General features: G+C 63.8%; 16 protein-coding genes. 5 read left to right on the top strand and 11 right to left on the bottom strand.

Going from position 1 to position 16,446, the window contains the following annotated elements:
* Nucleotides 1–214 precede the first annotated feature (214 nt).
* The 7 genes from BM374_RS17430 to BM374_RS17400 form a co-directional block, all read right to left on the bottom strand.
* Nucleotides 215–1,030, bottom strand: coding sequence for an NUDIX hydrolase (locus BM374_RS17430; protein WP_092294229.1), 816 nt, complete (start codon nt 1,028–1,030; stop codon nt 215–217).
* Between the two features lie 4 nt (nt 1,031–1,034).
* The gene (locus BM374_RS17425; RefSeq protein WP_092294227.1) at nt 1,035–1,988 is read right to left on the bottom strand and encodes a dihydrodipicolinate synthase family protein; all 954 of its coding nucleotides are present in this window, start codon (nt 1,986–1,988) and stop codon (nt 1,035–1,037) included.
* Nucleotides 1,989–2,132: 144 nt separating this feature from the next.
* Entirely contained in the window at nt 2,133–3,011 is an 879-nt protein-coding gene (locus BM374_RS17420) for an SDR family oxidoreductase (RefSeq protein WP_177248372.1), read from the bottom strand.
* Nucleotides 3,012–3,135: 124 nt separating this feature from the next.
* The gene (locus BM374_RS17415) at nt 3,136–3,996 is read right to left on the bottom strand and encodes a MaoC family dehydratase (protein WP_092294223.1); all 861 of its coding nucleotides are present in this window, start codon (nt 3,994–3,996) and stop codon (nt 3,136–3,138) included.
* A 199-nt stretch (nt 3,997–4,195) separates the two neighbouring features.
* Nucleotides 4,196–4,585, bottom strand: coding sequence for a Zn-ribbon domain-containing OB-fold protein (locus BM374_RS17410; RefSeq protein ID WP_092294221.1), 390 nt, complete (start codon nt 4,583–4,585; stop codon nt 4,196–4,198).
* Complete coding sequence (locus BM374_RS17405) at nt 4,585–5,742, bottom strand: thiolase family protein (protein WP_092294219.1); 1,158 nt, start codon at nt 5,740–5,742, stop codon at nt 4,585–4,587. The genes BM374_RS17410 and BM374_RS17405 overlap by 1 nt, the downstream gene beginning before the upstream one ends.
* 355 nt (nt 5,743–6,097) lie before the next feature.
* The gene (locus tag BM374_RS17400) at nt 6,098–9,589 is read right to left on the bottom strand and encodes an indolepyruvate ferredoxin oxidoreductase family protein (RefSeq protein ID WP_092294217.1); all 3,492 of its coding nucleotides are present in this window, start codon (nt 9,587–9,589) and stop codon (nt 6,098–6,100) included.
* A gap of 281 nt (nt 9,590–9,870) precedes the next feature.
* On the opposite strand from BM374_RS17400, the gene BM374_RS17395 reads away from it, so the two are divergent.
* Complete coding sequence (locus BM374_RS17395) at nt 9,871–11,091, top strand: cytochrome c (protein WP_092294215.1); 1,221 nt, start codon at nt 9,871–9,873, stop codon at nt 11,089–11,091.
* A gap of 54 nt (nt 11,092–11,145) precedes the next feature.
* On the opposite strand, the gene BM374_RS17390 is transcribed toward BM374_RS17395, so the two are convergent.
* Nucleotides 11,146–11,790: a trimeric intracellular cation channel family protein gene (locus BM374_RS17390; RefSeq protein WP_092294213.1), complete on the bottom strand. Its 645-nt coding sequence runs from the start codon at nt 11,788–11,790 to the stop codon at nt 11,146–11,148.
* A gap of 165 nt (nt 11,791–11,955) precedes the next feature.
* On the opposite strand from BM374_RS17390, the gene BM374_RS17385 reads away from it, so the two are divergent.
* A complete protein-coding gene (locus tag BM374_RS17385; RefSeq protein WP_092294211.1) occupies nt 11,956–12,348 on the top strand; it encodes a hypothetical protein in 393 nt (130 codons plus the stop codon).
* Nucleotides 12,349–12,405: 57 nt separating this feature from the next.
* Here BM374_RS17385 and BM374_RS17380 read toward each other — a convergent pair whose 3' ends face one another.
* The 3 genes from BM374_RS17380 to BM374_RS17370 are packed head-to-tail and all read right to left on the bottom strand — an operon-like array spanning nt 12,406 to nt 13,950.
* Nucleotides 12,406–13,215: an isocitrate lyase/PEP mutase family protein gene (locus tag BM374_RS17380; protein WP_092294209.1), complete on the bottom strand. Its 810-nt coding sequence runs from the start codon at nt 13,213–13,215 to the stop codon at nt 12,406–12,408.
* A 51-nt stretch (nt 13,216–13,266) separates the two neighbouring features.
* Nucleotides 13,267–13,617 (bottom strand): antibiotic biosynthesis monooxygenase family protein, encoded by a 351-nt coding sequence (locus BM374_RS17375; RefSeq protein ID WP_092294207.1) that lies wholly within the window; start codon nt 13,615–13,617, stop codon nt 13,267–13,269.
* A 24-nt stretch (nt 13,618–13,641) separates the two neighbouring features.
* Nucleotides 13,642–13,950, bottom strand: coding sequence for an NIPSNAP family protein (locus BM374_RS17370; protein ID WP_092294205.1), 309 nt, complete (start codon nt 13,948–13,950; stop codon nt 13,642–13,644).
* Nucleotides 13,951–14,151: 201 nt separating this feature from the next.
* Here BM374_RS17370 and BM374_RS17365 point away from each other — a divergent pair, with 201 nt between their 5' ends.
* From BM374_RS17365 to BM374_RS17355, 3 genes are all read left to right on the top strand, one after another.
* Nucleotides 14,152–14,850 (top strand): ArsR/SmtB family transcription factor, encoded by a 699-nt coding sequence (locus BM374_RS17365; protein WP_177248371.1) that lies wholly within the window; start codon nt 14,152–14,154, stop codon nt 14,848–14,850.
* 165 nt (nt 14,851–15,015) lie between these two features.
* Nucleotides 15,016–16,023 carry an alpha/beta fold hydrolase gene (locus tag BM374_RS17360; RefSeq protein ID WP_092294201.1) on the top strand — a complete coding sequence of 336 codons (1,008 nt, stop codon included), beginning with the start codon at nt 15,016–15,018 and terminating at the stop codon, nt 16,021–16,023.
* A 172-nt stretch (nt 16,024–16,195) separates the two neighbouring features.
* Entirely contained in the window at nt 16,196–16,441 is a 246-nt protein-coding gene (locus tag BM374_RS17355) for a GCG_CRPN prefix-to-repeats domain-containing protein (protein ID WP_092294199.1), read from the top strand.
* The last annotated feature ends 5 nt before the right edge of the window (nt 16,442–16,446 follow it).

Raw genomic sequence — 16,446 nt, 5'->3', positions numbered from 1 at the left:
CAATATACGCTGTATCGCCCCTCCGGGGGAACATGCCTCCGCCGGCTGGAAGGGGCTGTCTTTCATGATGGTTTAGCGACCGCTGGGCCCCTCGCCGGGATCGTCATGGCCGCAACGCCAAGGACGACGCAGGCGTGGCGAGCGCGACCAGCAGCGCCAGCTCCTAGCGCGTCTGCGTCCATTAATACTTCGCCGGATATCGAAGTGTCCTAGACTAGCCCACAGCGCCAACGTCGAACACCTCGCCGTCGTAGCCGGCCTCGCGGGGAATACGCAGCTGCCGGCCGCTCTCGGTCTTGGTCATGACCGGCATCACCGTGACGATCGACAGGCCCCTTGCATGGTCGAGCGCGGCGCTCACGCTCGGCTGCTTGGCAAGCCGGATCAGGTTGCGCGTGGTTGGGAACGGCAGCTTGAAGCGGCCGCTCTCGCCGCCCTCCACCGCCTCGCGCGCGGACACCCAGATCGAATCGGTCGACTCGCGTCCGTCATGCGCGCCGAGTTGGTCTGGCGGCGCGGCCGCCAGGAAAAACCAGGTATCGAACCGCTTGGGCATGCCCTCAGGCGTGATCCAGTGCGCGTAGGGCACGAGCGTGTCGAGTGCGAGCTGAAGGCCGTTGTCGTCGAGGATTTTCAGGAAGCTGATCTTGTGCTCGTTCAGCGCGACGCGATGCGCGTCGGCGATCTCGCCGGCGCGTTTGGCATCAACAGGCGCGTTCGATCCCTTTGCGCGCGCCAGCAGGATGCCGCTCTCTTCAAACGTTTCGCGGATCGCGGCGATGCGAAACCCGCGGTCGGCTTCGCTTAAGCCTTCGCCGCCCGAATAGAGATCGGCGCGAGCGACGATCTCCTGGTCGCCGGCATCGACGCTGCCACCGGGAAACACCAGCGCGCCCGAGTTGAACTCGATCTGATGATGGCGAACCATCATAAAGATCTCGACTTCGCCGCGGCCGTTGCCGTCGGCCTTCGCGCCATCGCGCAGCAGGAGGACCGTCGAGGCCGGGCGTGATGCTGATGTCTCGGCCATGCAGCTAACCTGCCGCGCTCGACTGCGGGCTGAGATTGGCGCGCTTGTCGAAACGGGCGACGCGCGACAAGAGGTAATCGACCTCGGCCTTCGCGGTTGCCGTGATCGTCGCGCCCGGCTTGCGCTGCGCGCTGGAGGCGATGATGCCGCGCTTCTGCAGCACGTATTTGCGGATGGTCAGGCCGACACCGGGCTGCTGCTCGTAGCGGATCAGCGGCAAATGGGCGTCGAACAGATCATGCGCGGCATCGCGCTTGCCGGCCTTGGAAAGGTTGACGACGTCGATCAGAAGCTCGGGGAAGGCGTAGCCGGTCATGGCGCCGTCGGCACCGCGCTCCATCTCGAAATCCAGGAACGTGCCGCCGTTACCGCAAAGGATCGAGAGCGGCCGCAGCGAGCCGTCCTTCTGGAAGCCGCGCAAGGTCGTGATCTTCTCCAGGCCCGGCCAGTCCTCATGCTTGAGCATCACGCAGTTCGGATTGTCCGTGACGATCTTGCGGATCACGGATGGTGTGAACACCACCTGCAATGTCAGCGGATAGTCCTGAAGCACCCAGGGCACATCGGGGCCGATCGCCTCGGCCGCCTGCTTGAAATAGCCAACGATCTGGTCGTCGGTGCGCAGGCTTGGCGGCGGCGCGATCATGACGCCCGCCGCGCCCGCGTCCATCGAGGCCTTCGCCAGCGAGCGCATGGTGGCAAAGCCCGGCGCCGAGACGCCGACGATCACCTGCATCTTCTTCGCACGCTTGATGAAGCGCACCGCAACCTGCTCGGCTTCCGTGGCGTCGAGCTTTGGCGCTTCACCGAGGATGCCGAGCACCGTGACGCCGTCGCAGCCGACCTCCTCGTAGAAATCGGTCAGACGGTCGATCGAGCGTTCATCGATCCGGCCGTCGTCATGGAACGGCGTCGGCGCGATTGCGAAGGTGCCCTTGGCGTCTGCGGTGAGCTTCATCAGTCTCTCTTTCTAAGTCATTCCGGGGCGTGCGAAGCACCAGCCCGGAATCCATTTATCTGCTACGCGTGCTGTACCATGGATCCTCAGATGCGCAGTTGCGCATCATAGTTCACGCTTCGCGTGCCCCGGGATGACGGCGGCCTAAAACCGCCGCGCCCCCATCTTGATCTGCTCCTCGGAGAAGAATATCTCCTTGGCATGGTCGACGATGTCCTGGGCGTTCCAGCCCGTGTGCGGCGGTTTCCAGCCTTCCATCTCCATCATCCGCATTTCGCGCACGCCGCGGGGCCCGGACACGCCCAGCACCTTGCCGGTCTGGTCGCCCGACAAATCGCTGACCATGTATAGCACGGCGGGCGCGATCCCGTCCGGCCCCAGCGCCGCACCGGGGTTCTCCTTATAGCGGGGCAGGTCTGCGGTCATGCGGGTCAGCGCGCCCGGGGCGAGCGTCCAGATCCGGATGTTGTACTTGCGGCCCTCGATGGCCAGCACGTTGGATAGGCCCCAGATGCCGCCCTTGGCCGCGCCGTAATTGGTCTGGCCGAAATTGCCGATCAGGCCCGAGGTCGAGGAGGTGTTGACGATGACGCCGCCACCGTTTTCCCGCATCCAGCGAAACACCGGCATGGTGCAACAAAAGGTGCCCTTCAGATGCACCTTGATCACCTTGTCCCAGTCGGCCTCGCTGGCCTTATGAAAGGTCTGATCGCGCAATATGCCGGCATTGTTGACCAGGATATCGGCGCGGCCGAAATGCTTGATAGCGTCGTCGAACACCGATTGGCCGCCCTCCATGGTCGAGATGTCGGCGCCGTTGGCGACCGCCTTGCCGCCCTCGGCCTTGATCGCGTCGACCACCTGCTGTGCCATCGACTTGTCAGCGCCGGATCCGTCGCGAGGTCCGCCGAGGTCGTTGACGACGACCGAAGCCCCTTCCCGCGCGAACAGTTTGGCGTAGGCCTCACCGAGCCCCCCGCCCGCGCCGGTGATCAGCGCAACCTTGCCGTCGAGTAGTCCCATGGTGGCTTCTCCCTGTTTTATTGTTGTCATTCCGGGACAGCGCGCAGCGTTGAACCCGGAATCCAGAGGTCGTAGCGCGAGATTCCGGGTTCGCGCTTCGCGCGCCCCGGAATGACAGCGAGGCCTAACCCAGCACCGTCTTCCCGTTCTTGATCACCGTAACCCCGCGCGACTTCACCTTGGCTTCGAACGAGACCACGTTGCCGTCCTTCCAAAGGTCCATCGTCACGGTCTCGCCGGGATAGACCGGTGAAGAGAACCGCGCGACGTGCTGGCGGAATGCGGACGCGTCATAGTCGGCATAGGTCTGGAGCACGCCCCGACAGGTGATGCCGTAGGTGCACATGCCGTGCAGGATCGGCCGCGGGAAGCCGGCTTTCTTCGCGAACTCGGGATCGGAGTGCAGCGGGTTGCGGTCGCCGCACAGGCGATAAACCAGCGCCTGATCGGGGCGCGTCGTGATGTCGATGGTCTTGTCGGGCGCGCGCGACGGAATCTTGTGCGGATCGGGCTGGGTCAGGTTCGGCCCGCCAAAGCCGCCATCGCCGCGGGCAAAGCGCGAGGCGACGAGGGTCGCGAGCTTCTCACCCTTCTCGTTCTTCAGCACGGTCTGGTGGCTGATGACCACGCCCTTGTCTTTGCCCTTGTCGTAGACTTCGAGCACGGAGGAGTCAGCGGTGATGTTGGCGGCGACCGGCAGCGGCTGGTGGAAGGTGATGTCGCGCTCGCCGTCGACCACCATGACGCGGTTGAGGTTCATTTCGCCAGGACCCGAACCCCAGGCCGCAACGGAAGCAAAGGTCGGCACCACCTTCAGCGGCCGCGGGGTCAGCGTGCCCTCGTTGACGAAGGCGAGCTCGTTCTCGTCCATGGGATCGGCGCCGAGGCCGATGCCATAGGCGTAGAGCATCACTTCGCGATCGCCGTAGGCATATTTCTGGCCGAGGTTTTTCAGGCTTTTCAGTTCTTCGTATCTGGCGGACATTTTGTTTGTTTCCTCCCGAATGTCTTCGGCACCGCCAGTTGAAGAGCCCTCTCCGCTTGTGGGAGAGGGCAGCGAGGACGGTGCAGCAAACTCATTTGGTGAGGGGTTGCTTCCGCAGTGAAAGTCCTTCCATGGAGAAAGACCCCTCATCCGGCGCTTCGCGCCACCTTCTCCCAAAAGGGGAGAAGGGAAGTAAGAACTACACCGGCGTGAAAAATGGCAATGGCGCGCCGTCGGTCGGCTTGAACACCACCTTCACCTTCTGGCCGATCTTGAGCTTCTCCAGATCGCAATCGACGAAATTGGTCTGCACCGACGGCCCCTCCTTCAGCGTCACGTAGCCGATCGCGTAAGGTCCAGTCGGCGACTTCCGCATCAGGCTATAGGTGTAGATCGTGCCCTCGCCCGACGCCTCCTCCCACACCGTCTTGTCGGAGTAGCAGAACGGGCAGATCGAACGCGGGAAGTAGTGCGCTTCGCCGCACGCGGTGCAGCGCTTGATCATGAACCTGCCCTGCTTGGCTGCGTCCCAGAACGCGGCCGTCTCGGGGTTCGTGACCGGGGCCGGATATTTCTTTGCATCTACCATCACACGCGCTCCAGAATAGCCGTCGAGGCGGCGTGGCGAACTCCGAGAAGACCGCCGGTACCGTGGGCGATGGCGAGATCGCAATTCTTGACCTGCACCTTCGGATGCGCCTCGCCGCGCAGCTGCCTTACGGCCTCGATGATCTTGGTCATGCCGCCGCGGTTGACGGGATGGTTGCTGCACAGGCCGCCGCCGTCGGTGTTGAACGGCAGCTTGCCGACGCCCGAGATCAGATTGCCGTCAGCGACGAACTTGCCGCCCTCGCCCTTCTTGCAGAAGCCGAGGTCCTCGAGCTGCATCAGCACCGTGATGGTGAAACTGTCATAGATCGAAGCATACTTGATGTCCTTCGGCGTGATACCGGCTTCCTCGAACGCGCGCGGCCCGGACCAGACGCCGGCGGAATATGTGAGATCGAGGTCCTTGCCGCCGCGCGGGCCCTTCATCGCCTCGCCATGGCCGATCAGACGCACAAGCGGCCTCTTCAGGCTCTTCGCAATCTCCGGCGTCGTCACGATCAGCGCGCCGCCGCCGTCCGAGACGACGCAGCAATCCATCCGATGCAGGGGATCGGAGATCATCGGCGAGTTCAGGACATCCTCGACCGTGACGACATCCCTGAGCATCGCATGCGGATTGTATTGCGCGTGATGCGAGGCCGCGACCTTGATCCAGGCGAGCTGCTCGCTCGTGGTGCCAAAGTCGTGCATGTGGCGCATGGCACACATGCCATAGGCATTGTGCGTGGTCGCACCGTACGCGGATTCGAAATCAACCTCGGCGCCGGCCGCGCGCGGCGGCATCACGCCGGTGCGCGGCTTGCCGGCGAGCGTGATCAGCGCAATCGAGCACTTGCCCGCCGCGATCGCCTCGGCGGCATGGCCGAGATGGATGATGTAGGAGCAGCCGCCGGTCTCGGTGGAATCGACGTGACGAAGCTTCTTGGTGTTCAGGCCGAGATAATCGACCATCGGCCAGGCGCCGCCCGGCGCATCGCCCGCGCAGAAATAACCGTCGACGTCGTCCTTGCTGAGCCCGGCATCCTCGATGGCGCCCTTGGCGACTTCGGCATGAAGCTGCGCGGTGGATTTATCCGGCGCATGCCGGGTCGGGTGTTCGTAAATCCCGGCAATGTAGGCCTTGCCCTTGATGGTCAAAACAGAGGTCTCCGCTCGCGTTTCTTGTTGGCTCTTTTTTCTGAACCGCGATGGGCTGATTGGCAAGCGCGGAAATATTCCGCCCCACGAGAGGGCAGCGTGTTAGCGCAAGGGCTCCCTCTCAACGAGGAAGCGACGGACAAAATCCTAAAGGTGTTTTGCCCGACGACACAAGCGACTTCGTTTTACCGGAAGAGACCGGTTTTGTCGAAAACAACCCCATGCACAGTAGAGCGGTGGTTGATTTCAAAGAAGAAATTGTAGGGGTGGGTTAGCGACAGCGTAACCTACCACTTCCGCGTCAGCGGAGGCTCTGCGCGCAGTCCGCAAGGCTAACCCACCCTCCGAGACCGCCCTATTCGGCCGCGATCTGCCGCGGCGCGGGTGGCGGGTTGGCGAGATCCGCGGCGAGCTGCGCGTAGCGCACCTTGGCGTCCGCCACCGCCTTCTCCTTTACCGGGCCGTAGCCGCGGATGCGGTCGGGCAGCGACAGGATCTCGACGGCGGTGTCGTGCGTGACCGGCGACAACAGGCCCAGCACGGTGGCGACGTCCTTCTCGTAGCCCGTGATCAAATCACGCTCGAGCTTGCGGTCGGCGCTACGGCCGAAGATGTCGAGCGCGGTGCCACGCAGGAACTTGAATTTTGCGAGGATTCGCAAAACCTTCAGCATGCCGGGGCCGAAGGCACGTTTCTTCGGACGGCCGAGCGCGTCCACGCCCTTGCTGAGGATCGGCGGCGCAAAATTGAAGTTGAACTTGTAATCGCCCTCGAACTGATCGCGCAGCTGCTGCTCGAAGGCCCCGTCGGTAAAGAGACGCGCGACTTCGTACTCGTCCTTGTAGGCCAGCAGCTTCGCATAGTTGGTTGCGACGGCGCGAGGCAGTGCATCGCCATAGCCGCCCTTCACCGCGGCGTCGCGGACCTGGTCGACCAGCTTGCGATAACGCTTGGCAAGACGGGCGTTCTGATACGCGGTCAGATGCTTGGCACGATGTTCGATGATCTCGTCGAGCGTCATCACGTCCAGCGACTTGGGCGCCATCACTTCGTCGGTGCCCTTCAGCATGCCGGCGAGGCGGGCCGGATCAGCCACTGCAAGACGACCGAGTCGGAAGGCCTCCTTGTTCATCTTGATCGAGACGCCATTGACCTCGATCGCCTGCTCGATCGACTCGGCTGAGAGTGGCAGCAGCCCCTTCTGATAGGCATAGCCCATCATCATCATGTTGGTGGCGATGGCATCGCCGAGCAGTTGCTCGGCCGGCTTGGTGAAGTCGAAAAAGACGGAGTCCTGGTGCAGCGCCGTTTCCAGCAATCCGTTCAGCTTGCGGGTCTGGAAGTTGAAATCGCGGTTCAGGATGAAGTCGGCGGTAGGAATGACGTGGCTGTTGATGATGCCCCGCGTGCGGCTGGAATCGCACAGCGAGATGGTGTCCTTGGCGACCGCGACCACCTCGTCGGCGGCGAGGACGAGATCGGCCGTGCCGGTGACGATGCGCGAGCACGTCACCTCGGCCGGATGATCCGACAGGCGGACATGGCTCAGCACCGCACCGCCCTTTTGTGCCAGACCCGACATATCGAGGATCATCGAAGCCTTGCCCTCGATATGCGCGGCCATGCCGAGCAGCGCACCAATGGTGAGCACGCCGGTGCCTCCGACGCCGCCGACCGCGATGTTGTAGGGCTTGTCGAGCAACGGCCGCGAGGCCGGTTCGGGCAATTCGCCGATGTCAGCAAGCTCCGCCGGCGCACGGTGGCGCGGCGCTCCGCCGTCGATGGTGACGAAGGACGGGCAGAAGCCCTTCACGCAGGAATAGTCCTTGTTGCAGGAAGACTGGTTGATGGCGCGCTTGCGGCCGAACTCGGTCTCCAGCGGCTCGACCGAGATGCAGTTCGACTGCACCGAGCAGTCGCCGCAGCCCTCGCAAACGGCCGGATTGATCATGACGCGGCGCGCAGGATCCTCCATCAGGCCGCGCTTGCGGCGGCGGCGCTTCTCGGCGGCGCAGGTCTGGACGAAGACGATAGCGGATGTGCCCTTGTATTCGCGGCACATCTTCATCACGTTCTGCAGTTCGTCGCGGTGATATTTCTTCACCCCGGGTGCGATGCTGTCGGCCGGATAGGCATCGGGATTTTCCGAGACGAGGTAGATCTCGCTGATGCCCTCGGCGTGAAGCTGGGCCATGATCTTCTGCGGCGACAGATCGCCGTCGTGACGCTGGCCGCCGGTCATGGCGACGGCGTCGTTGTAGAGGATCTTGTAGGTGATGTTGGCCTTGGAGGCGATCGACTGGCGGATGGCGAGACTGCCCGAATGGAAATAGGTACCATCGCCGAGGTTCGCGAAAATATGGTTCTCCTTGGTAAAGGGCGCAATGCCGACCCACGGCACGCCCTCACCGCCCATATGCGTGAAGGTCTCGGTCGACCGGTCCATCCACAGCGCCATGAAGTGGCAGCCGATGCCGGCGAGCGCGCGGCTGCCTTCGGGCACCTTCGTCGATGTGTTGTGGGGACAGCCGGAGCAGAAATAGGGCGTGCGGGAGACAGGCGCGACGGCCTGCATCTGCGTGGCCTGGCGACCGTTGAACCAGTCGGCCTTGGCGCGGAGCATGTCCGCGATCTCGGGGTTGAGATTAAGTCGAAGCAGTCGCTCGGTCAGCGATGTGGCAAGCGAGGCAACGCTGAGCTCGGCAGCGAAGGTCAGAAACCGCTTGTCGTGCTCGTCCATCTTGCCGACGATGCGCGGGCGCACGTCGTCGCGCCAGTTGAACAGCTCCTGCTTGACCTGGTTCTCGACGATCTCGCGGCGCTCCTCGACGATGAAGATCTCCTCCAGGCCGACCGCGAACTGACGCACGCCTTCCGGCTCCAGCGGCCAGGGCATGCCAATCTTGTAAAGACGCAGGCCGATCTTAGCGGCAACCTCCTCGGTGATCCCGAGCTCGCGCAGCGCCTGCCGCACGTCCTCGTAGCTCTTGCCCGACGCCATGATGCCGAAGCGGGCGTTCGGCGAATCCATGGTGACGCGGTTGACCCTGTTGGCGCGCGCGAAGGCGATGGCGGCAAAGCCCTTGTAGTCCTGCAGGCGGCGGTCCTGCTCGAAACGGTCATCGGGCCAGCGCAGGTTGAGGCCGCCGGGCGGCAGCTCGAAATCGCTGGGGATGATGAACGGCTTCATCTCGTCGGTGAGGTCGATCTCGGCGGTGGTTTCCACCGTCTCGGTGATCACCTTCATGCCGACCCAGCATCCGGAGTAGCGCGACATCGCGATGCCGAGCAGGCCCATCTCGATCATCTCGTGGATGCTCGAGGGATAGAGATACGGCATCAAGGCCGAGATGAAGGCATGGTCGGACTGATGCGGGACGGTGGAGGATTTGGCGCCGTGGTCGTCGCCGGCAAGGCACAGCACGCCGCCATTCTTGGCTGAGCCCGCGGCATTGCCGTGGCGGAAGACATCGCCGCAGCGGTCGACGCCGGGGCCCTTGCCGTACCAGATGCCGACAACACCGTCATAGCTGGCGCCGGGCGAGAGGTTGAGCTGTTGCGAGCCCCAGACGGCGGTTGCCGCCAGGTCCTCGTTCACGCCGGGCTGGAATTTGATGTTGTACTGCTCGAGATGCTTTCGCGCGGCGAACAGCTGCTGATCGTAGCCACCGAGGGGCGAGCCGCGATAGCCGGAGATGAAGCCTGCGGTATTGAGGCCATTGGCGCGATCACGCCGGATCTGGGCCATGGGAAGGCGGACCAGGGCCTGGATGCCTGTGGTGAAGACGTGTCCGGTTTCCTGCGTGTATTTTTGATCAAGACTGATCGGACCCTGGTTGATGCCCATCGTTGTCCTCTTCCGCCCTGTTGAGCGTTTGGCCACTTAAGCCGTTGCCTGCCCGTTGTTTTTAGCTAGGGCGCGCCGACCACCTGCGCCACTCTATGTCGGATATTTCACCTTCCGCATCACAAATCTGGACCTCACCCGGCGACGGGAAAAAAACGCAATTTCGTGGCCGGAAAGGCATTGGCGATTTTCAATTTGTGTCACCATAGCCCGGCGCCGCGAAATGACGTGACGCCGTATGATGTGAGCGGGCTGATGAGTCGCAGCAAGAAGGGTCGACGATGCGGGGGATTCTGGCTGGCCTGGTCTTGTGCAGTGCGGTTGCGAGCGCAGCCGTTGCCGCCGAGCCGTCGTCCGAGCTGATCGCTGCCGGCAAGACGCTGGTCGAGGCCGGCGATTGCGCCGGCTGCCACACCGCCGATCCCGCAAAGCCGTTCGCGGGTGGAAAACGCATCGACACGCCGTTCGGTGCGATCTATGCGCCCAACCTGACGCCGGACCGCGACACTGGAATCGGCGCCTGGACGGACGCCGATTTCACCCGCGCTGTGCGCTATGGCACCGCGCCGGACGGCTCGCTTTACTACCCGGCCTTCCCCTACCCCTACTTCACCCGGATGACCAAGGACGACACGCTTGCGATCCGCGCCTATCTCGGCTCGCTGGCGCCGGTTGTCAGCCGCAACAAGCCGCCTGAGCTGCGCTGGCCGTTCGGCCATCGCGGCCTGATGCGGGCCTGGAATTGGCTGTTCTTCAAGCCAGGCCTGTTCGAGCCGGACCAGAGCAAGAGCGTGGCCTGGAACAGGGGCGGCTATCTCGTCTCCGGGCCAGGCCATTGCGGCGCCTGCCACACCCCCAAAAACTATTTTGGCGCGGACAAGGGCGCGCAGGCATTGACCGGCAACGAGCTCGGCGGCTGGTACGCGCCACGGCTCGATGGCGCCGCGCGCACCGGATTGCAGTCGTGGAGCGAAGAGGACATTGCCGAATATCTGCAAAGCGGCCGCAACGCCAAGAGCCATGCCGGCGGGCCGATGGCCGAGGTGATCGTCAATTCGACCTCGAAAATGAGCGACACCGACGTGCGCGCGATCGCGGTCTACCTGAAGAGCCTGCCGCCGGCGCGCCGCGAGACGATCGTGACGCCGCCTGACGAGCCCGAGATGAAAGCGGGCCAGGCGGTCTATGCCAAGCTCTGCATCGCCTGCCATGAAGCCGACGGCAGCGGCGCCCCACGCATCTATCCGCCGCTGCCGGCCAATGCGCTGCTGCAATCGATCAATCCGTCCTCGACCTTGCGCATCATTCTCGACGGCGCCCACACCGTGACGACGCCGCGAGCGCCGAACACCGGCGAGATGCCCGGCTATGCCAAGCAACTGTCTGACGAAGAGATCGCAGCGGTGACGAACTACATCCGCAATTCCTGGGGCAATGCCGGCCCCTTGGTGACGCCGGCGCAGGTCGCAAAGGCGCGCGGGTGGGAGGCGAATAGCGAATAGTGAGTGGCGAATGGCCAGATCTATTCGCTATTGGCCATTCGCGCGCGACAGCGCTCACTTCTCCTCATCTCCCGTGAACACGAATTTCGGCATCTCCCATTTGTAGCGCACTGCGAGCAGGCGGATGCTGAGGCCGAGGACGAAGGTCAGGATGGTCCAGAGCTCGGCGTTGAGCTCGAGACCGAACGCGGTGGCGTAGAACAGACCCGTCACCACCGAAACGCTGGCATAGAGCTCGGAGCGAAACAGCAAGGGCACGTCGTTGCAGAGCACGTCGCGCAGGACGCCTCCGGCGCAGCCGGTCACCATGCCCGAAACGATCACGATCGGTAGCGAGACATCCATTTGCCAGGCAACGTTGCATCCGATCATGGTAAAGATGACGAGGCCGATGGCATCCAGAACGATGAAGGCGACGTGCAGCCGATGCACGAGCCGCGCAATCGGAATCGTCAGCAGCGCCGCGCCGCCCGGCAGCGCGAGGTAGATCGGATTTGCAACCCAGACCAGCGGATAGTGACCGAGGAACAGGTCACGCAGCGTCCCGCCGCCAAGCGCGGTGACACAGGCGAGAAGACAAACGCCGACATAATCCATGCTGCGCCGGCCCGCGGCCAGCGCTGCCGTCATGCCCTCTGCCGAGAGAGCGACAAACGCCAGAAGATGCAGCACGCTGTCGGTTGGCGGCAAGGTCCACATCGGATTGTTCCTTCGTCGCGGTCATGGAACCCGGATCCCGCGACTCCCGATGAACAGGTTCCCGATTCCCGGCCCGAGGGCAACATGCGACGAAAGCATTAGGGAACGCGGAACAGAACCTCTCGCCTGAGGGTTGTCAGGCGTAATCAACGAGGAGACCAATCGATGGCTGACGACCGTTTTCCCAACGATCCGTACCGCCCGAACCTCGCCGACGATGAGTATCTTCGCGCGGCGCGCCGGGATGCCGACCTTCAGGCCGATCCCGAGCTGGGCGAAGGGCCTGCCTCCAGCGGCAAGGTCGCACTGTTTGCGGTGGCGATCGCCCTGGTGCTGGGCGCCGTGTTCTATGGCTTGAACAATACCAGCACGGGCAACCAGGCCGGCAACACGCCTGCTACCCAGACCGCACAGCAGACGGCTCCGGCCAATCCGGCCGCGCCTCCAGGCATGCGCGACGTGACGCCGCGTAACAACGCCGCCCCGGGCGTGACCACGGGCGCCGCGCCGAGCAAGCCGGCTCCGGACACGCAGACGCCGTCTGACGGCGCGAAGTAACATGAGAGCACAATCGGAGCGGCGGGATCGAAAGGTCCCGCCGCTCTCGTTTCGGCTCTAGCTGAACATCTTATTGAGATCCCCGCCGGGATAGCCGCCGGCAAGCTCGGTGAACGTGCCCTTCTCCGCCATTTCCTTCGCCGCGCGCATGAAGCCGCCCCAGGCGGCGCGAGCGAGCGAGCCGCCGACGCTGATCCGGCGCACGCCGAGATCTTCGGCCTCCTTCAGCGACAGGCCGGAGCCGCCGATCAGGAGGTTGAACGGCTTGGGTGCGACAGCCTTCACTACCGCGCTGATGTCCTCGCGGGTCTTCAGGCCGGGCGCATAGAGACAGTCGGCGCCGGCGTCGGCGTAAGCGGTGAGCCGGTCGATGACGAGCTTGAGGTCGTTCACGCCCCACAGATAAGCCTCGCAGCGGCCGACCAGCAGCGTGCCGGTGTCGCCGATCGCCTTGCGCGAGGCCGTGATGCGCTCGACCGCGAGCGCCCGATCGTAAAGCGGCTTGTCCTTGTCGCCGGTGGAATCTTCGATCGACAAGGCAGCAACGCCAGTGCGCACGCCGCGCTCGACATTTTCCGCGACCTTGCCCGGCTCGACCGCGAAGCCGCCCTCGAAATCCGCATTCACGGGGATGTCGACGGACGAGCTCAATGCTGCCAGGTGCTGACAGACATCCTCGACCGTGACACGATTATCGGCCTTGCCGATGGTCCAGGCAAAGCCCGCGCTCGACGATGCAATCGCCTTGAAACCGAGATGCTGCAACGCCTTGGCGCTGCCGACATCGACCGGATTGGGCAGAATGAAGCAACCGCTTTCGTGCATCTTCCTGAACGTCGCGCGCTTGTCAGCAGTTGTCACATGCATGTTTCTCTCCCTTGTTGGCCGCGCAGAGATAGGCACGCGCTTTCATGACCGCTAGTGCGCGTCATGCACGGCGCGACTGTCCTTCGGCGCCTGCTCGCGATCGTTCATGCCGTAGTCTCTAACCACGCTGGCGATGCGCAGATGATAATCGGCAAAGATCTGCGCCCTGCCCTTGGCCTGGGTGCGGCGGTGCTCCATCGTGTTGCGCCAGGCCTGAACTGCGGCCTCGTCCCGCCAGAACGAGACCGACAGGATCTTGCCTTTCTCGGTCAGGCTTTCGAACCGCTCGACCGAGATGAAGCCGTCGATGGTTTGCAGGATCGGCTTCAGATCGGCCGCGAGGTCGAAATAGTCCTGGCGGTGTTCCGGCTTGGGCCAGACCTCGAAGATCACGGCCATCATGGGCGTCTCCTTGTCGTTGATGGCCTACACTACCACCTTGCGCAGGAAGGTGCGCTCCTCCGCGAGGATGAATTTGTTGTCCTCGGCAAAATGGAAGTTCGCCATGCCTTCAGCATCCTGCCGTAACCGCGCGCGGTAGCCCTCGTAGGCGGCGAGACTTTCGAAGGTGATCAGGGCGAAGGCGATGTTGTTGGTGCCCTCGTGCGGCATGAAATAACCGATGAGGTCGCCGCCGCATTTCGGGATGATGGTGAGCCAGCGCTTTGAATATTCCTCGAACTGCGCGCGCTTGAAGGGATCGAGCTGGTAGCGGATGAAGACGGTGACGGACATGACGGGATCTCCTGTTTCTTTCGTCATTGCGTGCCATCGGGTCCGCGCACCCGCGCGGCCCGATGACAGGCTCCGCGAAGCCATCCAAGACTCTCTCCGCGGAGACAGTCTGGATTGCTTCGTCGCTGCGCGCCTCGCAATGACGAGATGGTGAGAGACTACGTCCTTGCCCGACCGCAATGCTTCGGCTATCATCGAAGCATGAAAGCAGGACCCGATATCGCCATGGTCGCCTCCCTGGTCGGCGATCCCGCCCGCGCCAACATGCTCACGGCGCTGATGAACGGACGCGCGCTCACGGCGAGCGAGCTCGCGCAGGAGGCCGGCATCACGCCGCAGACCGCGAGCTCGCACCTCGCAAAACTCGAGGCCGGCGGGCTCGTCGAGCCGGAGAAACAGGGCCGTCACCGCTATTATCGCCTCACCGACGACGACGTCGCCGGTGTGCTTGAAGGCCTTGCGGGACTTGCCGCGCGCACCGGCCATATGCGCGTGCGCACCGGGCCGAAGGATCCGGCGCTGCGGCGCGCGCGGATCTGCTATGACCACCTTGCCGGCGATCTCGGCGTGCAGATGCTCGACACAATGCGCGCGCGAAACCTCGTCAGGCAGAAGAAGCAGGATATCGAGCTGACGACGGAGGGCGAGCGCTTCCTCGCCAAGCATTTGCAGATCTCGCCCGAGATGCTCAGCCATCCGCGCCGCCCGGTCTGCAAGGCCTGCCTCGACTGGAGCGAACGGCGCCACCATCTCGCCGGCACGCTGGGCGCGGCCATGATGCAGCGCTTCTCCGAGCTGAAATGGGCCGCACGCGACGAAACGCCCGGCAGCCGCGTCGTCAACTTCACCCGCATCGGCGAGAAGCAGTTCGCGGCATTGTTCGGGAACGACAAGGGCTGACAACACGTTTGCGTGTCAACCGTCACTGTCGTCGTGACCGCGCTTCACGATTCAAGGCCTCCGTCCTTCCGGGGCGGTCCGCAGGACCGAGCCCGGAATCTCGAGGTTCCGGGTTCGATGCTTTGCATCGCCCCGGAACGACGCTGCTAGACATCAGAGACCTTCATGATCCGCATCCTCCCGGCCGCGCTCGCCGCCGCCCTGCTCGCTTCGCCACTCACCGCTGCGCAGGTTGACACGCCGCAACGCGAGCCTTACGGCATCGCGCTCGAAGGCTTTGCCTATCCCTACCCCGTGCACCTGCTGCCCGTCGTCAACGACGGCGAGCAGCTGAGCATGGCCTATATGGACGTCGCGCCGGCGCAGCCGAACGGCCGCAGCGTGGTGCTGCTGCACGGGCGCAATTTCCCGTCGAGCTATTGGGCACCTGTCATCAAGATGCTGAGCGAGGCGGGCTACCGCGTGGTCGTTCCGGACCAGGTCGGCTTCGGCAAATCTTCCAAGCCCATGGGCGAGCTGCATTTCGACACGCTGGCCCGCAACACCATCGCACTGCTCGATCACTTGGAGATCAGCAAAGCCGACGTCGTCGCGCATTCAATGGGCGGCATGCTGGGCGTGCGTATCGCGCGCGCCTATCCGGACCGCGTCGCCCATCTCGTATTGACCGCGCCGATCGGCCTTGAGGACTACCGCCTCTACGTGCCGCCGACGCCGACCGAGAAGATCATCGAGACCGAAGACAAGCTCACCGCCGACGGCTATCGCAAACAGCTCCAGACCAACTATGCGATCAAGTTGCCGCCCGACGCCATCACGCCGTTCATCGACGCACGCTTCAACATCAAGGGCAGTCCGGATTATCCGCGCTGGCTGCGCGCCTTCGTCTCTTCCGGCCAGATGATCTATCGCGAGCCGGTCGCGCACGAGATTGCTCTCATCACGCAACCAGTGCTGTTCGTCATGGGCGCCGATGATCACAACGCACCCGGCCGACCGAATGCGCCGGAAGCATTGCGCGCGAAGATGGGACAAAACGCCGCGCTCGCAAGAGCATTTGCGGCAAAGATGCCGAACGCGCGAGCGGAGGTGATCCCGGACGCCGGCCATCTCGTCTTCCTGGAAGCGCCGGCGACGTACAAGGAGATGGTGCTCGGCTTTCTCGGCCGCTAGCGCCATCATGTCGCGCAAGGCCGTACGCGACAAATGTTCATGCCGCATTCAGGTCATGATTGGCAGGCTTGGATCGCAACGTGCCGAGACGGCTCCCAGATGACGTGTCGAATCGTGTCGTTTGATTCATTGTGCGCCGCGAGTTTGCCCCAAGGACGAGAAGGAAGACGCCATGAAATATCTTTTCGCCGCCGTGATGCTCGCCAGCGCGGTCGTTGGCTTCAGCGAGGCAGCCAGCGCGGCCGGTGGTTGCGGACCCGGCTGGTACCGTGGTCCCTATGGCGGCTGCCGCCCGATGCGCGGACCTGTGGTCGTGGCGCCTGGCCCGGTCGTCGTCGCCCCGCCGGTTGTCGTCGCGCGTCCGCGCGTGTGCCCCTATGGCTTCCGCTGGTACGCCGGGCGCTGCCGTCCGTTCTGATCTCC

Source organism: Bradyrhizobium sp. Ghvi (assembly GCF_900115265.1).
Classification (GTDB): domain Bacteria; phylum Pseudomonadota; class Alphaproteobacteria; order Rhizobiales; family Xanthobacteraceae; genus Bradyrhizobium.
The sequence above is the reverse complement of the archived record's forward strand: the minus strand, read 5'-3'. Positions and strand labels throughout refer to the sequence as shown.

Excerpts from the sequence above, each read along its gene's own strand:
- BM374_RS17370 (WP_092294205.1), bottom strand. The coding sequence starts at position 13,950 with ATGTCCGTCACCGTCTTCATCCGCTACCAGCTCGATCCCTTCAAGCGC.
- BM374_RS17355 (WP_092294199.1), top strand. The coding sequence starts at position 16,196 with ATGAAATATCTTTTCGCCGCCGTGATGCTCGCCAGCGCGGTCGTTGGC.
- BM374_RS17390 (WP_092294213.1), bottom strand. The coding sequence starts at position 11,790 with ATGTGGACCTTGCCGCCAACCGACAGCGTGCTGCATCTTCTGGCGTTT.
- BM374_RS17415 (WP_092294223.1), bottom strand. The coding sequence starts at position 3,996 with ATGTCCGCCAGATACGAAGAACTGAAAAGCCTGAAAAACCTCGGCCAG.
- BM374_RS17400 (WP_092294217.1), bottom strand. The coding sequence starts at position 9,589 with ATGGGCATCAACCAGGGTCCGATCAGTCTTGATCAAAAATACACGCAG.
- BM374_RS17425 (WP_092294227.1), bottom strand. The coding sequence starts at position 1,988 with ATGAAGCTCACCGCAGACGCCAAGGGCACCTTCGCAATCGCGCCGACG.
- BM374_RS17430 (WP_092294229.1), bottom strand. The coding sequence starts at position 1,030 with ATGGCCGAGACATCAGCATCACGCCCGGCCTCGACGGTCCTCCTGCTG.
- BM374_RS17410 (WP_092294221.1), bottom strand. The coding sequence starts at position 4,585 with ATGGTAGATGCAAAGAAATATCCGGCCCCGGTCACGAACCCCGAGACG.
- BM374_RS17360 (WP_092294201.1), top strand. The coding sequence starts at position 15,016 with ATGATCCGCATCCTCCCGGCCGCGCTCGCCGCCGCCCTGCTCGCTTCG.
- BM374_RS17365 (WP_177248371.1), top strand. The coding sequence starts at position 14,152 with ATGAAAGCAGGACCCGATATCGCCATGGTCGCCTCCCTGGTCGGCGAT.
- BM374_RS17395 (WP_092294215.1), top strand. The coding sequence starts at position 9,871 with ATGCGGGGGATTCTGGCTGGCCTGGTCTTGTGCAGTGCGGTTGCGAGC.
- BM374_RS17380 (WP_092294209.1), bottom strand. The coding sequence starts at position 13,215 with ATGCATGTGACAACTGCTGACAAGCGCGCGACGTTCAGGAAGATGCAC.
- BM374_RS17375 (WP_092294207.1), bottom strand. The coding sequence starts at position 13,617 with ATGATGGCCGTGATCTTCGAGGTCTGGCCCAAGCCGGAACACCGCCAG.
- BM374_RS17420 (WP_177248372.1), bottom strand. The coding sequence starts at position 3,011 with ATGGGACTACTCGACGGCAAGGTTGCGCTGATCACCGGCGCGGGCGGG.
- BM374_RS17385 (WP_092294211.1), top strand. The coding sequence starts at position 11,956 with ATGGCTGACGACCGTTTTCCCAACGATCCGTACCGCCCGAACCTCGCC.